The 17034-nt window shown below is 67.7% G+C and carries 18 protein-coding genes; 12 read left to right on the forward strand and 6 right to left on the reverse strand.

Going from position 1 to position 17034, the window contains the following annotated elements; translation table 11 throughout:
* Positions 1 to 26: 26 nt before the first annotated feature.
* On the reverse strand, positions 27 to 440 hold the full coding sequence (locus DV707_RS13890; protein WP_103992891.1) for a Rieske (2Fe-2S) protein: 414 nt from the start codon (positions 438 to 440) through the stop codon (positions 27 to 29).
* Between the two features lie 145 nt (positions 441 to 585).
* Here DV707_RS13890 and DV707_RS13895 point away from each other — a divergent pair, with 145 nt between their 5' ends.
* A complete protein-coding gene (locus tag DV707_RS13895) occupies positions 586 to 879 on the forward strand; it encodes a MarR family transcriptional regulator (protein ID WP_103992892.1) in 294 nt (97 codons plus the stop codon).
* A 124-nt stretch (positions 880 to 1003) separates the two neighbouring features.
* Entirely contained in the window at positions 1004 to 1816 is an 813-nt protein-coding gene (gene ubaA, locus DV707_RS13900) for an SAMP-activating enzyme E1 (RefSeq protein WP_103992893.1), read from the forward strand.
* A gap of 55 nt (positions 1817 to 1871) precedes the next feature.
* Here ubaA and DV707_RS13905 read toward each other — a convergent pair whose 3' ends face one another.
* Positions 1872 to 2552: a helix-turn-helix domain-containing protein gene (locus DV707_RS13905; RefSeq protein WP_235010842.1), complete on the reverse strand. Its 681-nt coding sequence runs from the start codon at positions 2550 to 2552 to the stop codon at positions 1872 to 1874.
* Positions 2553 to 2638: 86 nt separating this feature from the next.
* Here DV707_RS13905 and DV707_RS13910 point away from each other — a divergent pair, with 86 nt between their 5' ends.
* The 3 genes from DV707_RS13910 (at position 2639) to DV707_RS13920 (ending at position 8227) form a co-directional block, all read left to right on the forward strand.
* On the forward strand, positions 2639 to 4309 hold the full coding sequence (locus DV707_RS13910; RefSeq protein ID WP_103992894.1) for an NADH-quinone oxidoreductase subunit D: 1671 nt from the start codon (positions 2639 to 2641) through the stop codon (positions 4307 to 4309).
* A 329-nt stretch (positions 4310 to 4638) separates the two neighbouring features.
* Positions 4639 to 7458 carry a DNA mismatch repair protein MutS gene (gene mutS / locus DV707_RS13915; protein ID WP_103992895.1) on the forward strand — a complete coding sequence of 940 codons (2820 nt, stop codon included), beginning with the start codon at positions 4639 to 4641 and terminating at the stop codon, positions 7456 to 7458.
* A gap of 106 nt (positions 7459 to 7564) precedes the next feature.
* Positions 7565 to 8227: a potassium channel family protein gene (locus tag DV707_RS13920; protein ID WP_103992896.1), complete on the forward strand. Its 663-nt coding sequence runs from the start codon at positions 7565 to 7567 to the stop codon at positions 8225 to 8227.
* A 264-nt stretch (positions 8228 to 8491) separates the two neighbouring features.
* Here the strand turns inward: DV707_RS13920 and DV707_RS13925 are convergent, their stop codons facing one another.
* Genes DV707_RS13925 through DV707_RS13935 form a run of 3 tightly spaced genes read right to left on the reverse strand, consistent with a single transcriptional unit; the run spans position 8492 to position 10719 of the window.
* The gene (locus DV707_RS13925; protein WP_103992897.1) at positions 8492 to 8914 is read right to left on the reverse strand and encodes a YeeE/YedE family protein; all 423 of its coding nucleotides are present in this window, start codon (positions 8912 to 8914) and stop codon (positions 8492 to 8494) included.
* Entirely contained in the window at positions 8914 to 9471 is a 558-nt protein-coding gene (locus tag DV707_RS13930; RefSeq protein WP_103992898.1) for a YeeE/YedE family protein, read from the reverse strand. The genes DV707_RS13925 and DV707_RS13930 overlap by 1 nt, the downstream gene beginning before the upstream one ends.
* A 54-nt stretch (positions 9472 to 9525) precedes the next feature.
* Complete coding sequence (locus DV707_RS13935) at positions 9526 to 10719, reverse strand: MBL fold metallo-hydrolase (protein WP_136361887.1); 1194 nt, start codon at positions 10717 to 10719, stop codon at positions 9526 to 9528.
* A 314-nt stretch (positions 10720 to 11033) separates the two neighbouring features.
* Between DV707_RS13935 and DV707_RS13940 the strand changes: the two genes are divergently transcribed.
* The 5 genes from DV707_RS13940 (at position 11034) to DV707_RS13960 (ending at position 13572) form a co-directional block, all read left to right on the forward strand.
* Entirely contained in the window at positions 11034 to 11279 is a 246-nt protein-coding gene (locus tag DV707_RS13940; protein WP_103993165.1) for a sulfurtransferase TusA family protein, read from the forward strand.
* Between the two features lie 5 nt (positions 11280 to 11284).
* On the forward strand, positions 11285 to 11668 hold the full coding sequence (locus DV707_RS13945) for a DsrE family protein (RefSeq protein ID WP_103993164.1): 384 nt from the start codon (positions 11285 to 11287) through the stop codon (positions 11666 to 11668).
* A gap of 2 nt (positions 11669 to 11670) precedes the next feature.
* Positions 11671 to 12267: a DsrE/DsrF/DrsH-like family protein gene (locus DV707_RS13950; RefSeq protein WP_103993163.1), complete on the forward strand. Its 597-nt coding sequence runs from the start codon at positions 11671 to 11673 to the stop codon at positions 12265 to 12267.
* Between the two features lie 379 nt (positions 12268 to 12646).
* Positions 12647 to 13075, forward strand: a complete 429-nt coding sequence (locus tag DV707_RS19330; RefSeq protein WP_103993180.1) for a DUF7384 family protein — start codon at positions 12647 to 12649, stop codon at positions 13073 to 13075.
* A gap of 101 nt (positions 13076 to 13176) precedes the next feature.
* A complete protein-coding gene (locus tag DV707_RS13960; RefSeq protein ID WP_103993162.1) occupies positions 13177 to 13572 on the forward strand; it encodes a rhodanese-like domain-containing protein in 396 nt (131 codons plus the stop codon).
* Between the two features lie 426 nt (positions 13573 to 13998).
* Here DV707_RS13960 and DV707_RS13965 read toward each other — a convergent pair whose 3' ends face one another.
* Positions 13999 to 14589 (reverse strand): 50S ribosomal protein L15e, encoded by a 591-nt coding sequence (locus DV707_RS13965; protein ID WP_103993161.1) that lies wholly within the window; start codon positions 14587 to 14589, stop codon positions 13999 to 14001.
* A gap of 252 nt (positions 14590 to 14841) precedes the next feature.
* Between DV707_RS13965 and DV707_RS13970 the strand changes: the two genes are divergently transcribed.
* On the forward strand, positions 14842 to 15156 hold the full coding sequence (locus DV707_RS13970; protein ID WP_103993160.1) for an EMC6-like membrane protein: 315 nt from the start codon (positions 14842 to 14844) through the stop codon (positions 15154 to 15156).
* A 3-nt stretch (positions 15157 to 15159) separates the two neighbouring features.
* The gene (locus DV707_RS13975; RefSeq protein WP_103993159.1) at positions 15160 to 16989 is read left to right on the forward strand and encodes a ribosome biogenesis/translation initiation ATPase RLI; all 1830 of its coding nucleotides are present in this window, start codon (positions 15160 to 15162) and stop codon (positions 16987 to 16989) included.
* The last annotated feature ends 45 nt before the right edge of the window (positions 16990 to 17034 follow it).

Consider the following 17034-nt stretch of genomic DNA (forward strand, 5'->3'; position numbering starts at 1 on the left):
TCGTCGAACAGGCTGCGGCGACCCGATCACAGCGAGATATGCGACGTCGACCCCGGTTCGTCGTCGTCGATCCCGCCCGCGTGCGAGAGCGAGTAGTTGTCGTCGGTCAGGTACACCGAACCGGACTCGACGGCGACCTCCACGCCGGGGAGTTCGGTCCCGGCGGCGGGTCCGTTGTCGCACGCGCCGGAACAGGCGTCGAACATCGAGCCGTGTCGCGGGCAGACGATCTCGCCGTCGCGGATCGCCGCGCCGTCACCCCGGTCGAACCGCTGGCTCTCGTGCGTGCAGGTGTTGCGCCAGGCTTCGACTCCCGGATCGTCCTCGCACCGCACCAGGACGACCTCGGTCTCGTTCGTGAACGCGTCCGCCGCCGTGAAGAGATACGACCCCGATTCGGGGACGTCGGCGACCCCGGTGATCTTCTCGCCGTCCGGCATCGACAGCAGATAGCGGCGATCGCCGCAAAAGCGTGACGTCCGGGGCGGTTACGCGTCCGTAACCCGCTATCAGACCGTTATTCGGCCGTCCGCACCGCCCGGACTCGCGAAGGTTTATGACCGTTCGGCCGCTGGATACGACCTAATGGCAGAGGCAGAACAGGAGAGTCTCGACGACCTCCCGCCGAGCGCGAAACTGGTCTTCAAGGTACTCGAATACAACGGACCGCTGACGCAGAAGGGGATCGTCCAGGAGTCGATGCTGTCGGCTCGGACGGTCCGGTACGCGCTCGAACGGCTCGAAGGCATCGACGTCGTCGACGAGGACGTCTACTTCGCGGACGCGCGGCAGAACCTCTATCAGCTCACCGACGACGCGCCGGAGACCCATCCCGCCGAGGGCGACGCCGACGAGGCCGAAGCCTGCTGCGCGGAGTGACGTTCCGGAACGGGGGATCGCGCGGTCGGTAGTACGGCCGTGTCCGGTTTCGATCCGTGACTGACGGGAACCGTTCGCCGACCGTTCCACGAGAAGTTATCCCGCTCGCGCGCCGAGGACACCTATGTCACTCTCACTCGACTCGACGCAGTTGGACCGGTACTCCAGACACATCATTATGGACGAGGTCGGCCCCGAGGGGCAGTCGAAGCTGCTCGACTCGCGGGTCCTCGTCGTCGGTGCGGGCGGCCTCGGCGCGCCGGTGATCCAGTACCTCGCCGCCGCGGGGGTCGGCAGGCTCGGCGTCGTCGACGACGACGTCGTCGAGCGGAGCAACCTGCAGCGGCAGGTCATCCACGGCGACGACGACGTCGGACGGCCGAAAGTCGAAAGCGCCGCCGCGTTCGTCGAGGATCTGAACCCCGACGTCGACGTCGAGACTTACGAGACACGGCTGACGAAGGAGAACGTCGGAGAGATCGTCCCCGGTCACGACGTCGTCGTCGACGCCTCCGACAACTTCCCGACGCGCTATCTGCTGAACGACTTCTGCCGGCTCCGTGAGATCCCGATCGCCCACGGCGCGATCTACAAGTTCGAGGGGCAGATAACGACGCTCACCCCCGACGGGCCGTGTTACCGGTGTCTGTTCCCCGAAGCGCCCGAGCCGGGGACGGTCCCCGACTGCGCGACGACGGGCGTGCTCGGCGTCCTCCCCGGAACGGTCGGCTGCATCCAGGCGACGGAAGCGGTGAAACTCGTCTTGGACGCCGGCGAGACGCTGACCGGCCGGCTGCTGTTCTACGACGCGATGGAGATGAGCTTCGAGACCGTCCCCTACCAGCGGAACCCCGAGTGCCCGGTCTGCGGCGACGACCCGATCGACTCGGTCGACGAGGTCGAGTACACCGAGGCGTGCACGATCGGTGCGGAGTGAACGGAGGGAACCGTCACGTCCGTCTCCGGGACCGCGTCGACGACCCCCGGGACCGTCACGCCCGACCGTCGGGGGTCGCATCGACGACCCGTCGCAGCACCGTCGCCTCCGCCTTCCTGAGGTGTTCGGCGGCAGTGCCCGCCGAGCAGCCGAGTTCGGCGGCGATGGTATCGACCGTCGTCTCGCGGGTCTCGTTGTAGTAGCCGCACCGGACGGCGACGCGAAGCGCCTCCCGTTGCCGCGGCGTGAGCGCCGCAGTGGGATCCGTGAATCGACCGTCGTACGAGCGGATTCGGCGGACGGTCACCCCGACGTCTGAGGGGAGGCCGTCGATCGCGGTCTCGACCTCGTCGGGGGCCCCGACGATCGAGAGGTCGATGCACCGGTCGTCGCGGTAGACGATCGGAGGCACGACGACGACACCCGTGTTCAGGAACGCCGCGGTCAGTCTGGCGTCGGCGCTGCGCTGGTCCTCGGTGACGACCAGGTGGAACCCGCGGCGCGATTCCTCGGTCGCCACCTCGTACTCCAGAATCGACTCCTGCTCCGCTAAGGCCGCAGCGTACGCGTCGGGGTCGTCGCCGTCGACGAAGAACACGAGGGTGTTTCGCTGGCCGACTGCGGGGTTCCAGTGGCGCAGCCGCGTCGCTCGGAATCCGGACGTCTCCGCGACGAACGCGTGCATCGGGTGAACGTACGGCGACGGCAGATCGAGTCTGAGCTGGACCGATCGCATCGGAACCGGGTGGCACGCGGAAGAATAAATATCCACCTCAGCGGTGAGGCAGTAGTTCCAGGGGTCTCACCGACGAGACGCCACGTATGCAGACGCCGCCCGAGCAGTCGCCGGCGCCCGAGGTCGGCGAGCAGGAACCGTCGACCGTCGACGCTGTGATCGAGTCCCTCGAAGCGCAGTTCCGTATCCGTCGGGAGGCGCACGAGCACGCGCCCGCAGTCGTCGTCCGCCCCGACGAGGTACGGGAAGTCCTCCGGACCCTCCGCGACGAGGCGGGCTTCGACCATCTCTCGTGTGCCACCGCCCAAGAGTATCCGGACCGCTACGAGACGATCTACCACCTGAAACGGTACGACGATCCGACGACGGAAGTGAGCGTGGTCGTTCCGACGCCGGGGACGGAACCGGTCAGCGAGTCCGCAGCGCCCGTCTTTCCGACCGCCGCGTGGCACGAACGCGAGGCCTACGACCTCGTCGGCATCGAGTACGAGGGGCACCCGGACCTCCGTCGGCTGCTCCTCCCGGAGACGTGGCAGGGGCACCCGCTCTCGCGAAACTACGACAAGGACCGGCCGCAGATCGTCACGTACACGGAGAACGTCAACCCGATCGAGGACGACGAGCGCGCCGGCGACACGCTGCTTCTGAACATCGGGCCTCACCATCCGGCGACCCACGGCGTCCTCCACCTGCAGGTCACGCTCGACGGCGAGCAGGTGATCGACGTCGACCCCGACATCGGTTACATCCACCGCTGTGAGGAGCAGATGTGCCAGTCGAAGACATACCGTCACCAGATCATGCCGTATCCCGACCGCTGGGACTGGGGCGGCGCGGGGCTGTTGAACGAGTGGGCCTACGCGCGGACCGCAGAACGGCTCGCGGACATCGACGTGCCGGCGTACGCGCAGGTGATCCGGACGATGGCCGCGGAGCTCTCGCGGATGCTCTCGCACTTTCTCGCGGTCGGCGCGTACGCCCTCGACGTGATCGGCGACTTCACGGCCACGTTCATGTACGCGATCAAGGACCGCGAGCGGGTGCAGAACGTACTCGAGGACCTCACCGGCCAGCGGCTGATGTTCAACTACTTCCGCCTAGGCGGCGTCGTCTGGGACCTCCCCGAGCCCCGCGAGGAGTTCCTCGAGGAGATATACGACCTCGTGGACGACCTGCCCGACCGACTGACCGAGTACCACGATCTGCTCACCGGCAACGAGGTCATCCAGATGCGGACCGTCGACACCGGCGTCCTGCCCGCGGAGACGGCGAAGGCCTACGGCTGCACGGGGCCGGTCGCGCGGGGCTCCAGCGTCGACTACGACCTCCGGCGCGACGACCCCTACGGCTACTACGAGGAACTCGAATGGGACGTCGTCACCGAACCCGACGGGGACAACTTCGCGCGGCTGCTCGTCCGGCTGCGGGAGATCGAACAATCGGCCCGGATCGTCGAGCAGTGCGCGGATCTGCTGGCCGAGTGGCCCGACGACGAGCGGACCGTGCAGTCGAACGTCCCGCGGACGATCAAGCCGGATGCCGATACGGAGGTGTACCGCGCCGTCGAGGCCGCCAAGGGCGAACTCGGCATCTACATCCGCGCCGACGGCACCGACTCGCCCGCGCGGTTCAAGATCCGGGGGCCCTCGTTCTCGCACCTGCAGGCGCTCCCCGAGATGGCCCGCGGCGAGTACATCCCGGACCTGATCGCGACGCTCGGCAGCCTCGACACGATTATGGGGGAGGTCGACCGCTGAGGTCGACGGCGACGCTCTGCGCTCGCCGAAGTCGTCGGCGACGACACCTCTCTCGACCGACAGCGTCGGCATCGCTCTCGGCTGACGTGGCGAACAGCCGGCACCCGCTCGGCGCGGCCGCCAGGCCCTCGCCCGACTGGCGGCCGTGCCCTCGTCCCGCGCCGACGTGCCGGACAACCGCGGCCCGACGCGGGGTCTCGCTTACGTCACGGGGACCCTGGCCGCCCGTTCGTACATAAACCTCCGTCGGGGGAGACGTACGACGTGGGGCAAACGGCCGACGGGCCCCAGACCGCAGCGTTTTATCGCCCAGACGCCCACGTGCGGGTATGACCTCGCAGGGGATCGTCGAGCAGTTTCTCTCTCTGAAGTCCGAGACGGACGCGGACGTGCTGACGATGCAGTGCGGCGACTTCTACGAATTCTTCGCCGACGACGCGGAACTGGTCGCAGCGGAGTTGGACCTGAAGGTCTCACAGAAGTCCTCGCACGGCTCGTCGTACCCGATGGCCGGCGTCCCGGTCGACGACCTCACGCCGTATCTGAAGGCGCTGGTCGAGCGCGGCTACCGCGTCGCCGTCGCCGACCAGTTCGAAGACGAGAGCGGCGACCACTACCGGGAGGTGACGCGCGTCGTCACGCCCGGGACCCTCCTCGAAACCGACGACGCCGACGCGCGCTACATCGCCGCCGTCGTGAGCGGCGGGAGCAGCGGCAGCGGATCGGCCGGTTCGAGCGCCGCAGGCGGGTCGGGCGCCGCAGGCGAGCCGGGCGGGATCGGTCTGGCGTTCGCGGACGCGACGACCGGGCAGTTCCTCGTCACCGTCGCCGACGACGCCGACGACGCGCTCTCGGAGCTGTACCGTTTCTCGCCGGTCGAGATCCTCCCGGGACCGGACGTCCGCGCCGACGACGGACTCACCCGTCGCCTCCGCGAGGAGACCGACGCGTCGGTGTCGCTGTTCGAGGCCGACGCGTTCGCCCCGGGGCGAGCGAAGCACGCGCTCGGGGCGCAGTTCGGGAACGAGACGCTGTCGAGCGTCGGCCTCGACGAGACCCCCGCGATCCGGGCCGCCGGGGCGGTGCTCCGCTACGTCGAGGAGACCGGCGCGGGCGTGCTGCCGTCGATGACGCGGTTGCAGACGTTCGAGACGAGCGAGCACCTCGAACTGGACGCGACGACCCAGCGCAACCTCGAACTCACAGAGACGATGCAGGGCGAGCGGACGGGCACGCTCGTCGACACGATCGACCACACCGTGACGAGCCCCGGGGGTCGGCTCCTCCGGGAGTGGGTGACCCGCCCGCGTCGCGACCGCGAGGAGTTGGACCGACGGCTCGACTGCGTCGACGCGCTCGCGTCGGCCGCGCTCGCCCGCGAACGCGTCCGCGACGCGCTCGACGGCGGTTACGACCTCGAACGCTTGGCCGCGCGCGCGACGTCCGGCAGTGCAGACGCCACGGACCTCCTCGCGGTCCGGGACACGCTCGGGATCCTCCCCGCCGTCGCCGACGCCGTCGAGGGGTCGCCGCTTTCGGAGTCGCCGCTTTCGGACGTCGTGGACCGCCCGGACCGAGAGGCCGCCCGGGAGATCCGCGAGGAACTGGAGTCGGCGCTCGCCGACGACCCGCCGAAGACGGTGACGCAGGGCGGCCTGTTCCGCCGCGGCCACGACGACGAACTCGACGAGTTGCTGACGCGCCACGCCGAGGCGAAAGAGTGGATCGACACGCTCGCCGAGCGCGAGAAGCGACGGCACGGCCTGAGCCACGTCACGGTCGACCGCAACAAGACCGACGGTCACTACATCCAGGTCGGGAAGTCCGTCGCGAGCGAGGTGCCCGAGCACTACAAGGAGATCAAGACGCTGAAGAACTCGAAGCGGTTCGTCACCGACGAACTCGAGGAGCGCGAGCGGGAGATCCTCCGGCTCGAGGAGGCCCGCGGCGACCTGGAGTACGAGCTGTTCTGCGACCTCCGCGATCGGATCGCCGAACGCGCGGCGCTCTTGCAAGACGTCGGCCGCGCGCTCGCGGAGGTGGACGCCCTGGCGTCGCTCGCGACGCACGCCGCCGGCAACGACTGGGTGCGCCCCGGACTGACGGCGTCGGGACCGCTCGACATCGACGCCGGACGACACCCCGTCGTCGAGCAGACGACCGACTTCGTCCCGAACGGGGTCGATATGGGCGGCGATCGGGAGTTCCTGCTCGTCACCGGGCCGAACATGAGCGGCAAGTCGACGTATATGCGCCAGGTCGCGCTCATCACGCTGCTCGCCCAGATCGGAAGCTTCGTGCCGGCGCGCTCTGCGACGGTCGGCATCGTCGACGGGATCTACACGCGCGTCGGCGCGCTCGACGAACTCGCGCAGGGTCGCTCGACCTTCATGGTCGAGATGCAGGAGCTCTCGAACATCCTCCACTCGGCGTCGGAGGAGTCGCTCGTGATCCTCGACGAGGTGGGACGGGGGACGGCGACGTACGACGGCATCTCCATCGCGTGGGCCGCCACGGAGTACCTGCACAACGAGGTGCGCGCGAAGACGCTGTTCGCGACGCACTACCACGAACTCACGTCGCTGGCGGAGCACCTCGAACGCGTGGCGAACGTCCACGTGGCGGTGGACGACGGCGGCGAGAGCGTGACGTTCCTCCGGACGATCGAGGAGGGACCGACCGATCGCTCCTACGGCGTCCACGTCGCGGAGTTGGCCGGCGTCCCCGATCCGGTCGTCTCCCGCGCCGACGAGGTGCTCGCGCGGCTCCGCGCCGACGAGGCGATCGAGGCCCGCGGGAGCGGCGGCGGGGGAAGCGGCGAACCCACCCAGGCGGTGTTCGACCTCTCGGAGGGGAGGTTCGTCGACGGCGAAAGGCCGGGAGAGGTCGCCGCCGGCGACGCGGACGGCACCGACCCGGCCGGCGACGCAGGCGCGACCGACGTCGGCGACTCGAGCGCGGCCGACGGCGGTCGAGCGGACACGGCGGCGACGGCGGACGCGGCAGCCGGTGGCGGGTCGCCGGCGAGCGAGCGCCGACCGGAACTGGAAGCGATCGCCGCCGAGCTCGACGACCTGGATCTGAACGAGACGTCGCCGATCGAGCTGATGGCGACCGTCCAGGAGTGGCAGGAGCAGTTGGACGAGTAGCCGCGAGCGACGCACCCGAAGGCCGCTCGGAGTCGATCGACCCCCAGCCGCCGCACCCGAATTGACGGGTCCACGCTTTTGTACTCGGAGTGTGTTACGTTGGCATATGACGTTCATCGTCGTCGGGTACGGACGAGTCGGCAGGCGGACCGCCCGGATTCTCCACGAAGAGGGGTACCCGGTCGTGGTCGTCGACAACGACCCCGACAGGGCCGACCGCGCCCGCGAGGCCGGCTTCGAGGTCGTCGAGGGCGACGGGAGCAACGAGGCGGTGCTGAAGCGCGCGGGCGTCGAGAACGCCGTCGCGCTCGGCGGGCTCACCGGCGATCCCAACATAAACTTCGCCGCCTGTATGATCGGCAAGGAGTTCGGCTGTCGGGTGGCGATGCGGATCAGCGAGGACTTCCGAGAGGAGATCTACGACCGCTACGAGGAGGACGTCGACGAGGTCATCTACCCCGAGCGACTCGGCGCGGCGGGGGCGAAGACGGCGCTTCTCGGGGGGAGTTTCAACGCGATCGGCGAGCTGACCGAACAGTTGCGGCTCACGACGGTGACGATTCCGGAGGGCGCGCCGGTGATCGGACGGAAGGTCAACGACGTCGACCTCGACGACTTCGGCCGGATCTACGCCCACGGCCGGAAGCGCGAGGCGATGACGATACCCCTGCCCGGGACGGTCATCGAGGCCGGCGATCAGCTCGCGCTCGTCGTCGACGACGAGGACGACGGACTCGAACGGGCGCGGGCGACGCTCCTCGGCGAGTAGTGGCGAGACTCCGATCGAACTCGAACGGGCGAAACCTCTCGGTGCGTCGTCGCGGGGGACGACGACGCGCCGTCGAACCGGGGTGCAACGTCCGCGTGTCGGGCGCGCGGTGGGAGGATGGGAACTGAGGCCGTTATGCGGGACGGGTCGATCGTCCCTGGGAGTGCGCGCCCGCTCGGTTGCTCTCCCGTACCACACTTAAAACCGCGTCAGACGACCGGCAGACTGCGTCCGTGTCAGTCGACGGTTCGGGAAGGAAAAGGCTCAGCTCCGCCAGTAGCCCTGCAGGTACGCGCCGACGAACATCCCGGCGAGCGCCCACAGGATCGTGACGTTACCGATACCGAGGCTGGCGTAGGCCGCACCGGGACAGATGCCCGAGAGCCCCCAGCCGACCCCGAATATCGCGCCGCCGATCAGGACGTTCCTGTCGAACGGTTTCAGCCGCCGTTCGTACCGGTTCCCGGTCAGCGGTGCGCGGTCTCGGAGCCGGGGCAGCACCGCGAAGGCGATCCCGGAGACGATCGCCGCGCCGAACATCACGAACGGCAGTCCGAGGTCCTCGAACTGGAGGAAGTCGAGCACGACCTCCGGCCGCGCCATGTGACTGAATCCGAGTCCGAACCCGAAGATCACCCCGCCGACGAGAATCAGCGGGATGAACAGGGGATGTCGGTCCTCGCTCATCACGGACTCACCCCCAGTGCGGCGACGATCTGCGCGGTCACGATGGCGACGAGCAGGAACGTCCCCACGCCGACGAGCGAGGTCTTCGACGCCGAACCGACGCCGCAGACGCCGTGGCCCGACGTACACCCCTTACCGATCCGGGTTCCGATCCCGACCAGGATGCCGCCGAAGAACAGCCGCCAGGGCTGGACGGCGGTCGTCCAGAACGTCACGCCGGCGACCTCGTACAGTTCGCCGGTCGTGCCGGGTTCGTACAGCGACGTCGTGACGACGCCGGATTGGACCGTCGCCGCGAACGCCATCGCGCCCAGGATGATGCCGAGCGTGAAGACGACGCGCCAGTTCCGCGAGGAGACGTACTTCTGGAACCGCGACTGGTCGGAGACGTACGACAGCGTCGACTCGAGGAACGTGCTCGCGCCGGCGGGAATGCCGGTCCCGATGTAGATGACCGTCACGCCGAGTCCGACGAGGAGGCCCCCGACGGCGTAGCGACTGATCCCGTTGGGGAACAGTTCGGCGACCAACTGCAGTGGAAGTGGATCTGTTACCATTCGTGTGTTGTTGGGTCGTGTGTTGTTGAGTCGTGTGTTTTAGCGTCGTTCGCGTCAGTCACCGGCGAGGGACTCCTGGCTGGCGGCGCAGTTGTTCGGGCCGAGTTCGAGAGTGAACGCCTCCTCGTCGTCGACGGCGTTCTGTCCGAGGTTCGTCGCGATGATCTCCTCGTAGTTCGCCGGCCGCGGCGGCATGTCCGAGAGGATCAACTCCACGAACTCCTCTTCCTCCATCGTCAGCGCGTCCATGTCCGCTTTCAGCTCGCCGATCGGCGCCGTGTACGTCCCGTCTTCGGCGGTCTCTGCCGCGTCGCTGAAGTGCGCGCCGCCGACGAGCGTCTCCTCGGGTAAGGAGAGCACGCGCTCTTGGAGGGACTCATAGAGCATCCGCGCGGCGTCGGGGGCGCCCTCGTCGCCCTCTTCGAGGTCCGGCCGGGCGACGCTCTCGACGAACAGGCCGTCGCCCGTCGCCAGCAGGCTCTCGTCCAGCAGGTACGACGTCATGCCCGTCGTGTGTCCGGGCGTGGCCACGGTCTCGACGGTCGCGTCGCCGACACTGAACGTGTCGCCGTCTTCGGCGGTCGTGAGTTCGTCGGCGTAGGTGACGCCGCGGTCGACGGCCGCAGCGGGGATGACGCCCTCGACGCCTTCGGCGTCGAGATTGCGCACGCCGGAGATGTGGTCGGCGTGGATGTGGGTGTCGAACGCGTAGGTGAGTTCGGCGTCTAACTCGGCAGCGTCGTCGAGGTAGCGGTCGGTGAACGCTCGCAGGGGGTCGACGACGGCGGCCTCGCCGCCGTCGACCAAGAGGTAGCCGAGACAGCCCGAGGAGGGCCGCTGGTACTGATAGAGCGTGCCGGCACCGTCGTAGTCGGTGACCTCGTAGCGCTCGTAGATTTCGGCCCAGCCGTTCATGCCGTTTTCGAGGTGGTCGACGTCGTAGCCGCGGGCTTTGAGGGCGCCGGCGACGAACTCGCTGGCGCCGCCCTTCGCACAGAGGACGGTGACCTCGCGGTCGGCGGGCACTTGCTCGAGGACGTCGTCGTCGATGTCGTCCTCCAGAAAGTGAAAGTACGGGAGGTTGATCGAGGTGACGTTGTCGCCGTCGATGTGCCACTCCTCGTAATCGGACTGCATCCGGGTGTCGAGGAGGGTGACGTCCTCGCCGGCGTCGATCTGCTCTTTCAGCGCTTCGGGGGAGACGGAGTCGACCTCCGCCTCGGGCGTCGGCAGGTCTTCGGGATTCATGTCGTGTACCCGTTCGTACTGGGTGAGCGCACAAAAATATTTGCATAGTAGTTCACTGATTGTACAATACAAGTTCGGTGAGTGCACCCGAGAAAATCGGCTCCGGGCGGATCTGTGAATTGCTACGAGACCCTCGTTGACGGAATCACCCCTCGTTGGTGAAGGTGACGGAAGGGGTGATAGCCGCGCTCGCGTGCGTTCGTTCGCGACTGTCCGACATAGTAGTTCGCTGTCTCCACAAGAATCGACATTCTTTTAATCACCGAACCAATATTGTGCGTTAGCTCCAATACGTAACACGGAGCAGATATCCCATGAGTGTAGAATTCGACATTGCGGAGACGCTCGACGTGAAAGGCGCATCGTGCCCGATGCCGGTTGTCAAGACGAAATCCGCCATCGACGACCTCTCCGAGGGAGAGGTCCTCGAGGTTCTGGCGACCGACCCCGGAAGTATGAGCGACCTCGACGGCTGGGCGGCCGGTACAGACGGCGTCGAGATGCTCGACCAGGAGGAAGGCGACGAGGTGTACAAACACTACGTGCGCAAGACGGAGTGACCACGATGGACAAGATCGGAATAATCGTCGACAGCGACAGTCCGAAGAGCCTCGCGATGGCGATGAACCTCGGACACACCGCCCTCGCCTCCGACACCGAGGTGCTCGTCTACTTCACGTTCGACGGACTGACGCACCTGCTGGAGGGCGAGAAGGACGTCTCGGAGATCCAGGCGCTCCTCGACGAGGGGATGCCGAACCCCTACGACCTGCTCGACGCCTTCGTCGCCGACGGCGGCGACCTCGTCACGACGGTCGCCTGCACGACGACGCTCGATATGCTCGCGTGGGACCAGGAGGCCATCGACGACTCGCTCACCACGAAGTTCGCGGGTGCAGCCACCTTCCTCGAGGCCGTCGAGGACGCGGATCAGGTGTTCAGCTTCTAACGATGAGCACGGACACACCAGACTCGACGGCCGGCGACGCGCCCGACGGCGACGCCGAGGAGGCCCCCTCGCGCGCGGAACTCGCCGCGCGCGTCGAGGAGCTCGAAGCACAGCTCTCGGAGGTCGCCGCCGACGAGGGGACGAAGAAGATGTCCATCGTCGCGACGAAGGGGACCCTCGACATGGCGTATCCCCCGCTCATCCTCGCCAGCACGGCCGCCGCGTTCGGCTACGACGTGACGGTGTTCCACACGTTCTGGGGGCTCGACATCCTCCACGAGGAGCGCTCGAAGAACCTCAAGCTCAGTTCGGTCGGCAACCCCAACATGCCCGTCCCGAACGTCGTCGGCGCGCTCCCCGGGATGGACCGCGTGACGACCTCGATGATGGAAAAGCGGATCGACGACAACGACACCGCGACCATCGAGGAACTCATCGAGACCTCCCTGGACATGGGCGTCGAGTTCCAGGCCTGCCAGATGACGATCGAGCTGATGGACTACGACGAGGACGACTTCTACGACGGCGTCACGACCGGCGTCGGCGCCGCGACGGCCATCCAGGACATGGCCGACGCCGACATCCAGCTCCTCGTTTGAGCCGGAATCGCTGACGCGGAGAGACTTTTCGCTCCGGTGGGCGAAAACCGCGGCAGATCGCAGCTATCGAACCGCCAGGCTTCTTGCGTGCGGCGACGCACGTCGACGTATGCAGTCGTGGAGCGCGCTCTTCGAGCGGGCGGCCGAGTACGACGTCGACGAGACCGCGGTCCGTGAGACGCTCGACGCGGTCAGGGCGTCCGCCGAGCGCGACGGAGACGGATCGGAGTCGACGGCGCCGACGGGCAGCGGAGACGGATCGGACTCGACGGGGTGGGCGGGCGACGAGGCGAACACGGCCGGTGGGGCGGACGCGGCCGGTGCGGAGACGTCGTCGCCCGCCGAGTCCAGCCCCGCGCGGGTCGTCGCCGACGCCGACGTGCTCGCCGCGGACCTGTTCTGTGACGGCGACGCGCGGCGCGCGCTCGATCACCTCAGGAGACACTCCTGGACGACGCTCGTCGCGAGCGGTCCCCTCGTCGACGACGCCGAGACCGCCGTCGCCGAACTCGCCGACGCGGACCTCGCGAGCGCGTGGCGCGAGCGGGTCTCGCAGTGGTGCGAGTTCGTCGCGCACCCGAGCGGCGATCATCCGGCGCTCGCGACCGCCTACCGCGGCGGCGCGATGCATCTGCTCTCCTACGACGAACGCCTGCTCTCGGCGAAGGCGGGAGCGACCCTCGGCAGCCGGCTCTCCGTGAGCGCCCGGCGTCCGGGCGCGTTCGCGACGCTCTTCGACCCCGAGAGCCTATACCGGGAAGTCACGGACGGGGAGTATCCGGGGCCGGATCGGGATCCGCGCGAGTAGACCGAGAACGGGCCAGCGCGGCGGGAGGGGACCGCAACCGATGCGACCGCGGAGCGACCGCGGACCGAAGCGCGTTTCCACGACGCGACGAAGGCACGGTTATGGTGACCGAAACGACGCCCGAGGAGCTGAAGTCGCGCCTCCACGACGGGGACGTCGCAGTCGTCGACATCCGGGACCCCTCGTCGTACGCGGCCGGACACATCGAGGGCGCGGTGAACGTGCCGCCGAACCGCCTGTCGCCGGCGGCGCTCGACGCGCCCTGGGCGGCGGCCGAGGAGGTCGTCGTCTCCTGTTACGTCGGGAAGAGTTCGAAGCGGGTGGCGGCGGTCCTCTCGGAGCGTCTCGACGCCGACGTGTCGAGCCTCCGCGGCGGGTTCGACGCCTGGGACGGCCCCGTCGCCGACGGACACGGAGACGACGGAGGGCCCTCCTCGGAGGGTCCAGGCGGCGTCGGCGACGAGGCCACGTCCGGACACACGGACGCGCCGTTCTGATACGCCACGCGCTGACGTCCGACAGTGTGAACATAGTAGCGTTTGCAACTCATTGCTCATCCGATTGCACGCTGTCGTGCGATCGAGTGAGTGAAGGCTTGCAAGCGCTACTATACCGGCCGACAATCGGGTGAAGGGATCCGACGCCTAGCCCTGCCACCTGAGCCCGCAGTTCTGACACACGTTCGGCCCGTCGGCCTCGGATTCGATGTCTGTGGAGCGGCACTTCGGACACTCGGTTTCGGCTTCGGCTGCCATACGCGGCCAGTCGTGAATCGATCCTAAAAAAGCGTGAGGGTCGTTCTCGCGTTCTTGAATCGACGCGAACAGTCATAGGCACAGTCGAGCGATCTCTCCGGGGCGATCGCTACGGGGTCGAAGAAACGCGAGAACGTGATCCGCGGGGGTTCGTCGGTGCCGTTCCGGTTACTTGCCGCGGCGTCGGTCCGAGGAGATGCTCGGACGGGTGTGCTCGGCGCCCTTCCCGCGGTTCTGGAGACCGCGGTTGGAACGACCGGCGTTGGTCAGACCGCGGAAGGCGCGGCCCTTGTGGTCGTCGCTGCAGATCCAGTTGAGGTCGTCGTCGCTCTGGATCGCGCCGTGCTCGGGATCGACGAGGATCACTTCGTGCCACTTCTGGGAGCCGTCTTCGCCGACCCAGTAGGAGGCCAGGGTGCGGAGGTTCGGGTACTTCCGCGCGGCGCGCTCCTCGGCGATGCGCTGGATGCTCTTGCGGCGGCCGATCCGGTTGACGCCCTGGCGCTTGCTGCGCCGGCCCGCCTTGAACCGCTGCTTGCGGGCGTTGCCCTTGCGGACGGAGACGCGGGCCACGACGATGCCCTGCTTGGCCTTGTAGCCGAGTTCGCGGGCCTTGTCGAGGCGCGTCGGTCGGTCGACGCGGACGATGGCGCCCTGGTCGCGCCACTCCTGTTTTCGCTGCCACTGCAGCTCGGCGAGCTTGCCGTCGCCGGGCTGTTTCCACGCTTCCTTGATGTGAGAGTAGAAGCTTCGTGCCATTGGTTTCACCACGGGCGCTTTCGATTCGGGCGGCGTTCGACGCCGACCCACATTTCGTCCCGATTCCTCGGGTGCCCGCTGGCGTCCCGTTCGACCAGCGAGTTGCCTGCACTTCCCTCGTGGCGTTCTTAACGACTTCGAATGCCGTCGACGGTGGGCGCCGGGAGAGCTTTCCCCCCCGGATCCGTCCGGGTCGCTCCGAGGCGGCGCGGGAACGAACGGCTTTTGACGCCGGGTATCGGAGGCGTACGTATGGCTACGGAAACGCAGAGCGGACTCTCCGATCACCTTCGGGGCGTCACGGTCACCACGCTCGCCTGCCTCGCCGGCGTCGTCGCCGCGCTGGTGTCGGCCAGGTTCGTCGGGACCAGCGTCGCCGCGGCGGCCAGCCAGCAGTCGCTGCTCTACGTCGTGGCGTTCGTGCTCGCCCAGTTCCCGATCCTTCGCGTCGTCGGGATCGACATCTCCGAGTTCGGCGCGAAAGACTACCTCTACGTGGCGTTCATGACGTTCACGCTGTGGTTCATCACGTTCGGCGTGCTCCTGACCGAAGGGGTCGCGCTGTAGACGATGGCGGACGACAGCATCGCGGTCGTGGATCTGGACCGGTGTCAGCCCGACCGCTGCAGTTACGAGTGCGCGAGCTACTGTCCGCCGAACCGAACCGGAAAGGAGTGCATCGTCACCCGCGGGGAGTACTACGAGGAGGACGAGCCCTTCGACGGCGACCCCGACCAGGTCCGGATCTCCGAGGAGGTCTGTCTCGGCGAGTCCTGCGGGATCTGCGTCGAGAAGTGCCCCTTCGACGCGATCGAGATCATCAACCTCCCGACGGAACTCGAAGACGACCCGGTCCACCGCTACGGCGAGAACGCCTTCGCGCTCTACGGGCTCCCGGTCCCCGAATCCGGGAAGGTGACGGGGATTCTCGGGCCGAACGGGATCGGGAAGACGACCGCCGTCCGCGCGCTGGCCGGCGAGATCACGCCGAACCTCGGCACGTACGACGAAGAGCCCTCCTGGGAGGCCGTCCTCGACCGCTTCCGCGGGACCGAGTTACAGACGTACATCGAGCGGGTTCAGGCGGGCGACGTCACCATCGCGCGCAAGCCCCAGTACGTCGATCAGCTCCCCAAGCAGTTCGACGGCACGACGATCGAACTGCTGGAGTCGACCGACGAGCGCGGCGCGCTCGACGACTACATCGATCGGCTGGGCATCCGTCCGGTCGTCGATCAGCCGCTCGACACGCTCTCGGGCGGCGAACTCCAGCGGGTCGCGCTCGCGGCCACGCTCGCCCGCGACCGCGACTTCTACTTCCTCGACGAGATCTCTCCGTACCTGGACATCGGCCAGCGCGTCACGGCGGCGCGGCTGATCCGCGAACTCGCCGAGGAGGAGGACCGCGCGGTGCTCGCGGTCGAACACGACCTCGCCATCCTCGATCTGCTGGCCGACACGCTGCACGTCGCCTACGGTGAACCCGGCGCGTTCGGCGTGATCACCGACCCGAAATCGGTCAGGAACGGCATCAACGAGTACCTCACGGGCTATCTCTCCAACGAGAACATGCGGATCCGCCCCGAGGAGATCGAGTTCCACGAGCACGCCCCGCGTGAGACCTCGAAGGCGACGCCGCTCGTGGAGTACCCCGAACTCTCGAAGTCCTACGGCGAGGGCGAGTTCTCCCTCGACGTCGAGAGCGGCACGATCTACGAGTCGGAGGTGCTGGGCGTCGTCGGCCCCAACGGGATCGGGAAGTCCACCCTCGCGAAACTGTTCACGGGCGCGCTCGAACCCGACGAGGGCGACCTCGACTTCCGACTGGACATCTCGTATAAGCCTCAGTACATCGAGATCGACCAGCCGATGCGCGTCGACGCGTTCCTCTCTTCCATTACGGACGACTTCGGTACCTCCTACTGGAAGACGGAGGTGGCGAACCCGCTCCAGTTGGAGCGGATCATGGAGCGGAACCTCGACGACCTCTCCGGCGGCGAGCGCCAGCGCGTCGCCATCGCGGCGTGTCTCTCCGAGGACGCCGACCTCTACGTGATGGACGAGCCCTCGGCCCACCTGGACGTCGAACAGCGCGTGCAGGCGACGAGCGCGATCCGTAGATACGCGGAGAACCACGACGAGACGGTGCTCGTGATCGATCACGACATCTACATGATCGACCTGCTTGCGGACCGCCTGATGGTGTTCGACGGCGAGCCCTCCGAGTACGGCCACGCCGCGACGCCCCAGGAGATGCGCGCGGGGATGAACGACTTCCTCTCGGACCTCGACATCACGTTCCGACGCGACGAGCGGACCCGACGCCCCCGGATCAACAAGCCGGAGTCCCAACTCGACCGGAAGCAGAAGAAGCAGGGCGAGTACTACTACGCGCCCTGAGCGGGCTTCTCGCCGTTCTCGCCGTTCTGTACGCCGAAAGCGGAC

Source organism: Halobellus limi (assembly GCF_004799685.1).
GTDB classification, from domain to species: domain Archaea; phylum Halobacteriota; class Halobacteria; order Halobacteriales; family Haloferacaceae; genus Haloquadratum; species Haloquadratum limi.

Bases quoted from the DNA above. Each gene is read 5' to 3' on its own strand.
- DV707_RS13965 (WP_103993161.1), bottom strand. From the start codon at position 14,589: ATGGCACGAAGCTTCTACTCTCACATCAAGGAAGCGTGGAAACAGCCC.
- ubaA (WP_103992893.1), top strand. From the start codon at position 1,004: ATGTCACTCTCACTCGACTCGACGCAGTTGGACCGGTACTCCAGACAC.
- DV707_RS13925 (WP_103992897.1), bottom strand. From the start codon at position 8,914: ATGAGCGAGGACCGACATCCCCTGTTCATCCCGCTGATTCTCGTCGGC.
- DV707_RS13930 (WP_103992898.1), bottom strand. From the start codon at position 9,471: ATGGTAACAGATCCACTTCCACTGCAGTTGGTCGCCGAACTGTTCCCC.
- DV707_RS13960 (WP_103993162.1), top strand. From the start codon at position 13,177: ATGGTGACCGAAACGACGCCCGAGGAGCTGAAGTCGCGCCTCCACGAC.
- DV707_RS13920 (WP_103992896.1), top strand. From the start codon at position 7,565: ATGACGTTCATCGTCGTCGGGTACGGACGAGTCGGCAGGCGGACCGCC.
- DV707_RS13945 (WP_103993164.1), top strand. From the start codon at position 11,285: ATGGACAAGATCGGAATAATCGTCGACAGCGACAGTCCGAAGAGCCTC.
- DV707_RS13975 (WP_103993159.1), top strand. From the start codon at position 15,160: ATGGCGGACGACAGCATCGCGGTCGTGGATCTGGACCGGTGTCAGCCC.
- mutS (WP_103992895.1), top strand. From the start codon at position 4,639: ATGACCTCGCAGGGGATCGTCGAGCAGTTTCTCTCTCTGAAGTCCGAG.
- DV707_RS13890 (WP_103992891.1), bottom strand. From the start codon at position 440: ATGCCGGACGGCGAGAAGATCACCGGGGTCGCCGACGTCCCCGAATCG.
- DV707_RS13905 (WP_235010842.1), bottom strand. From the start codon at position 2,552: ATGCGATCGGTCCAGCTCAGACTCGATCTGCCGTCGCCGTACGTTCAC.
- DV707_RS13910 (WP_103992894.1), top strand. From the start codon at position 2,639: ATGCAGACGCCGCCCGAGCAGTCGCCGGCGCCCGAGGTCGGCGAGCAG.
- DV707_RS13970 (WP_103993160.1), top strand. From the start codon at position 14,842: ATGGCTACGGAAACGCAGAGCGGACTCTCCGATCACCTTCGGGGCGTC.
- DV707_RS13935 (WP_136361887.1), bottom strand. From the start codon at position 10,719: ATGAATCCCGAAGACCTGCCGACGCCCGAGGCGGAGGTCGACTCCGTC.
- DV707_RS13895 (WP_103992892.1), top strand. From the start codon at position 586: ATGGCAGAGGCAGAACAGGAGAGTCTCGACGACCTCCCGCCGAGCGCG.
- DV707_RS13940 (WP_103993165.1), top strand. From the start codon at position 11,034: ATGAGTGTAGAATTCGACATTGCGGAGACGCTCGACGTGAAAGGCGCA.
- DV707_RS13950 (WP_103993163.1), top strand. From the start codon at position 11,671: ATGAGCACGGACACACCAGACTCGACGGCCGGCGACGCGCCCGACGGC.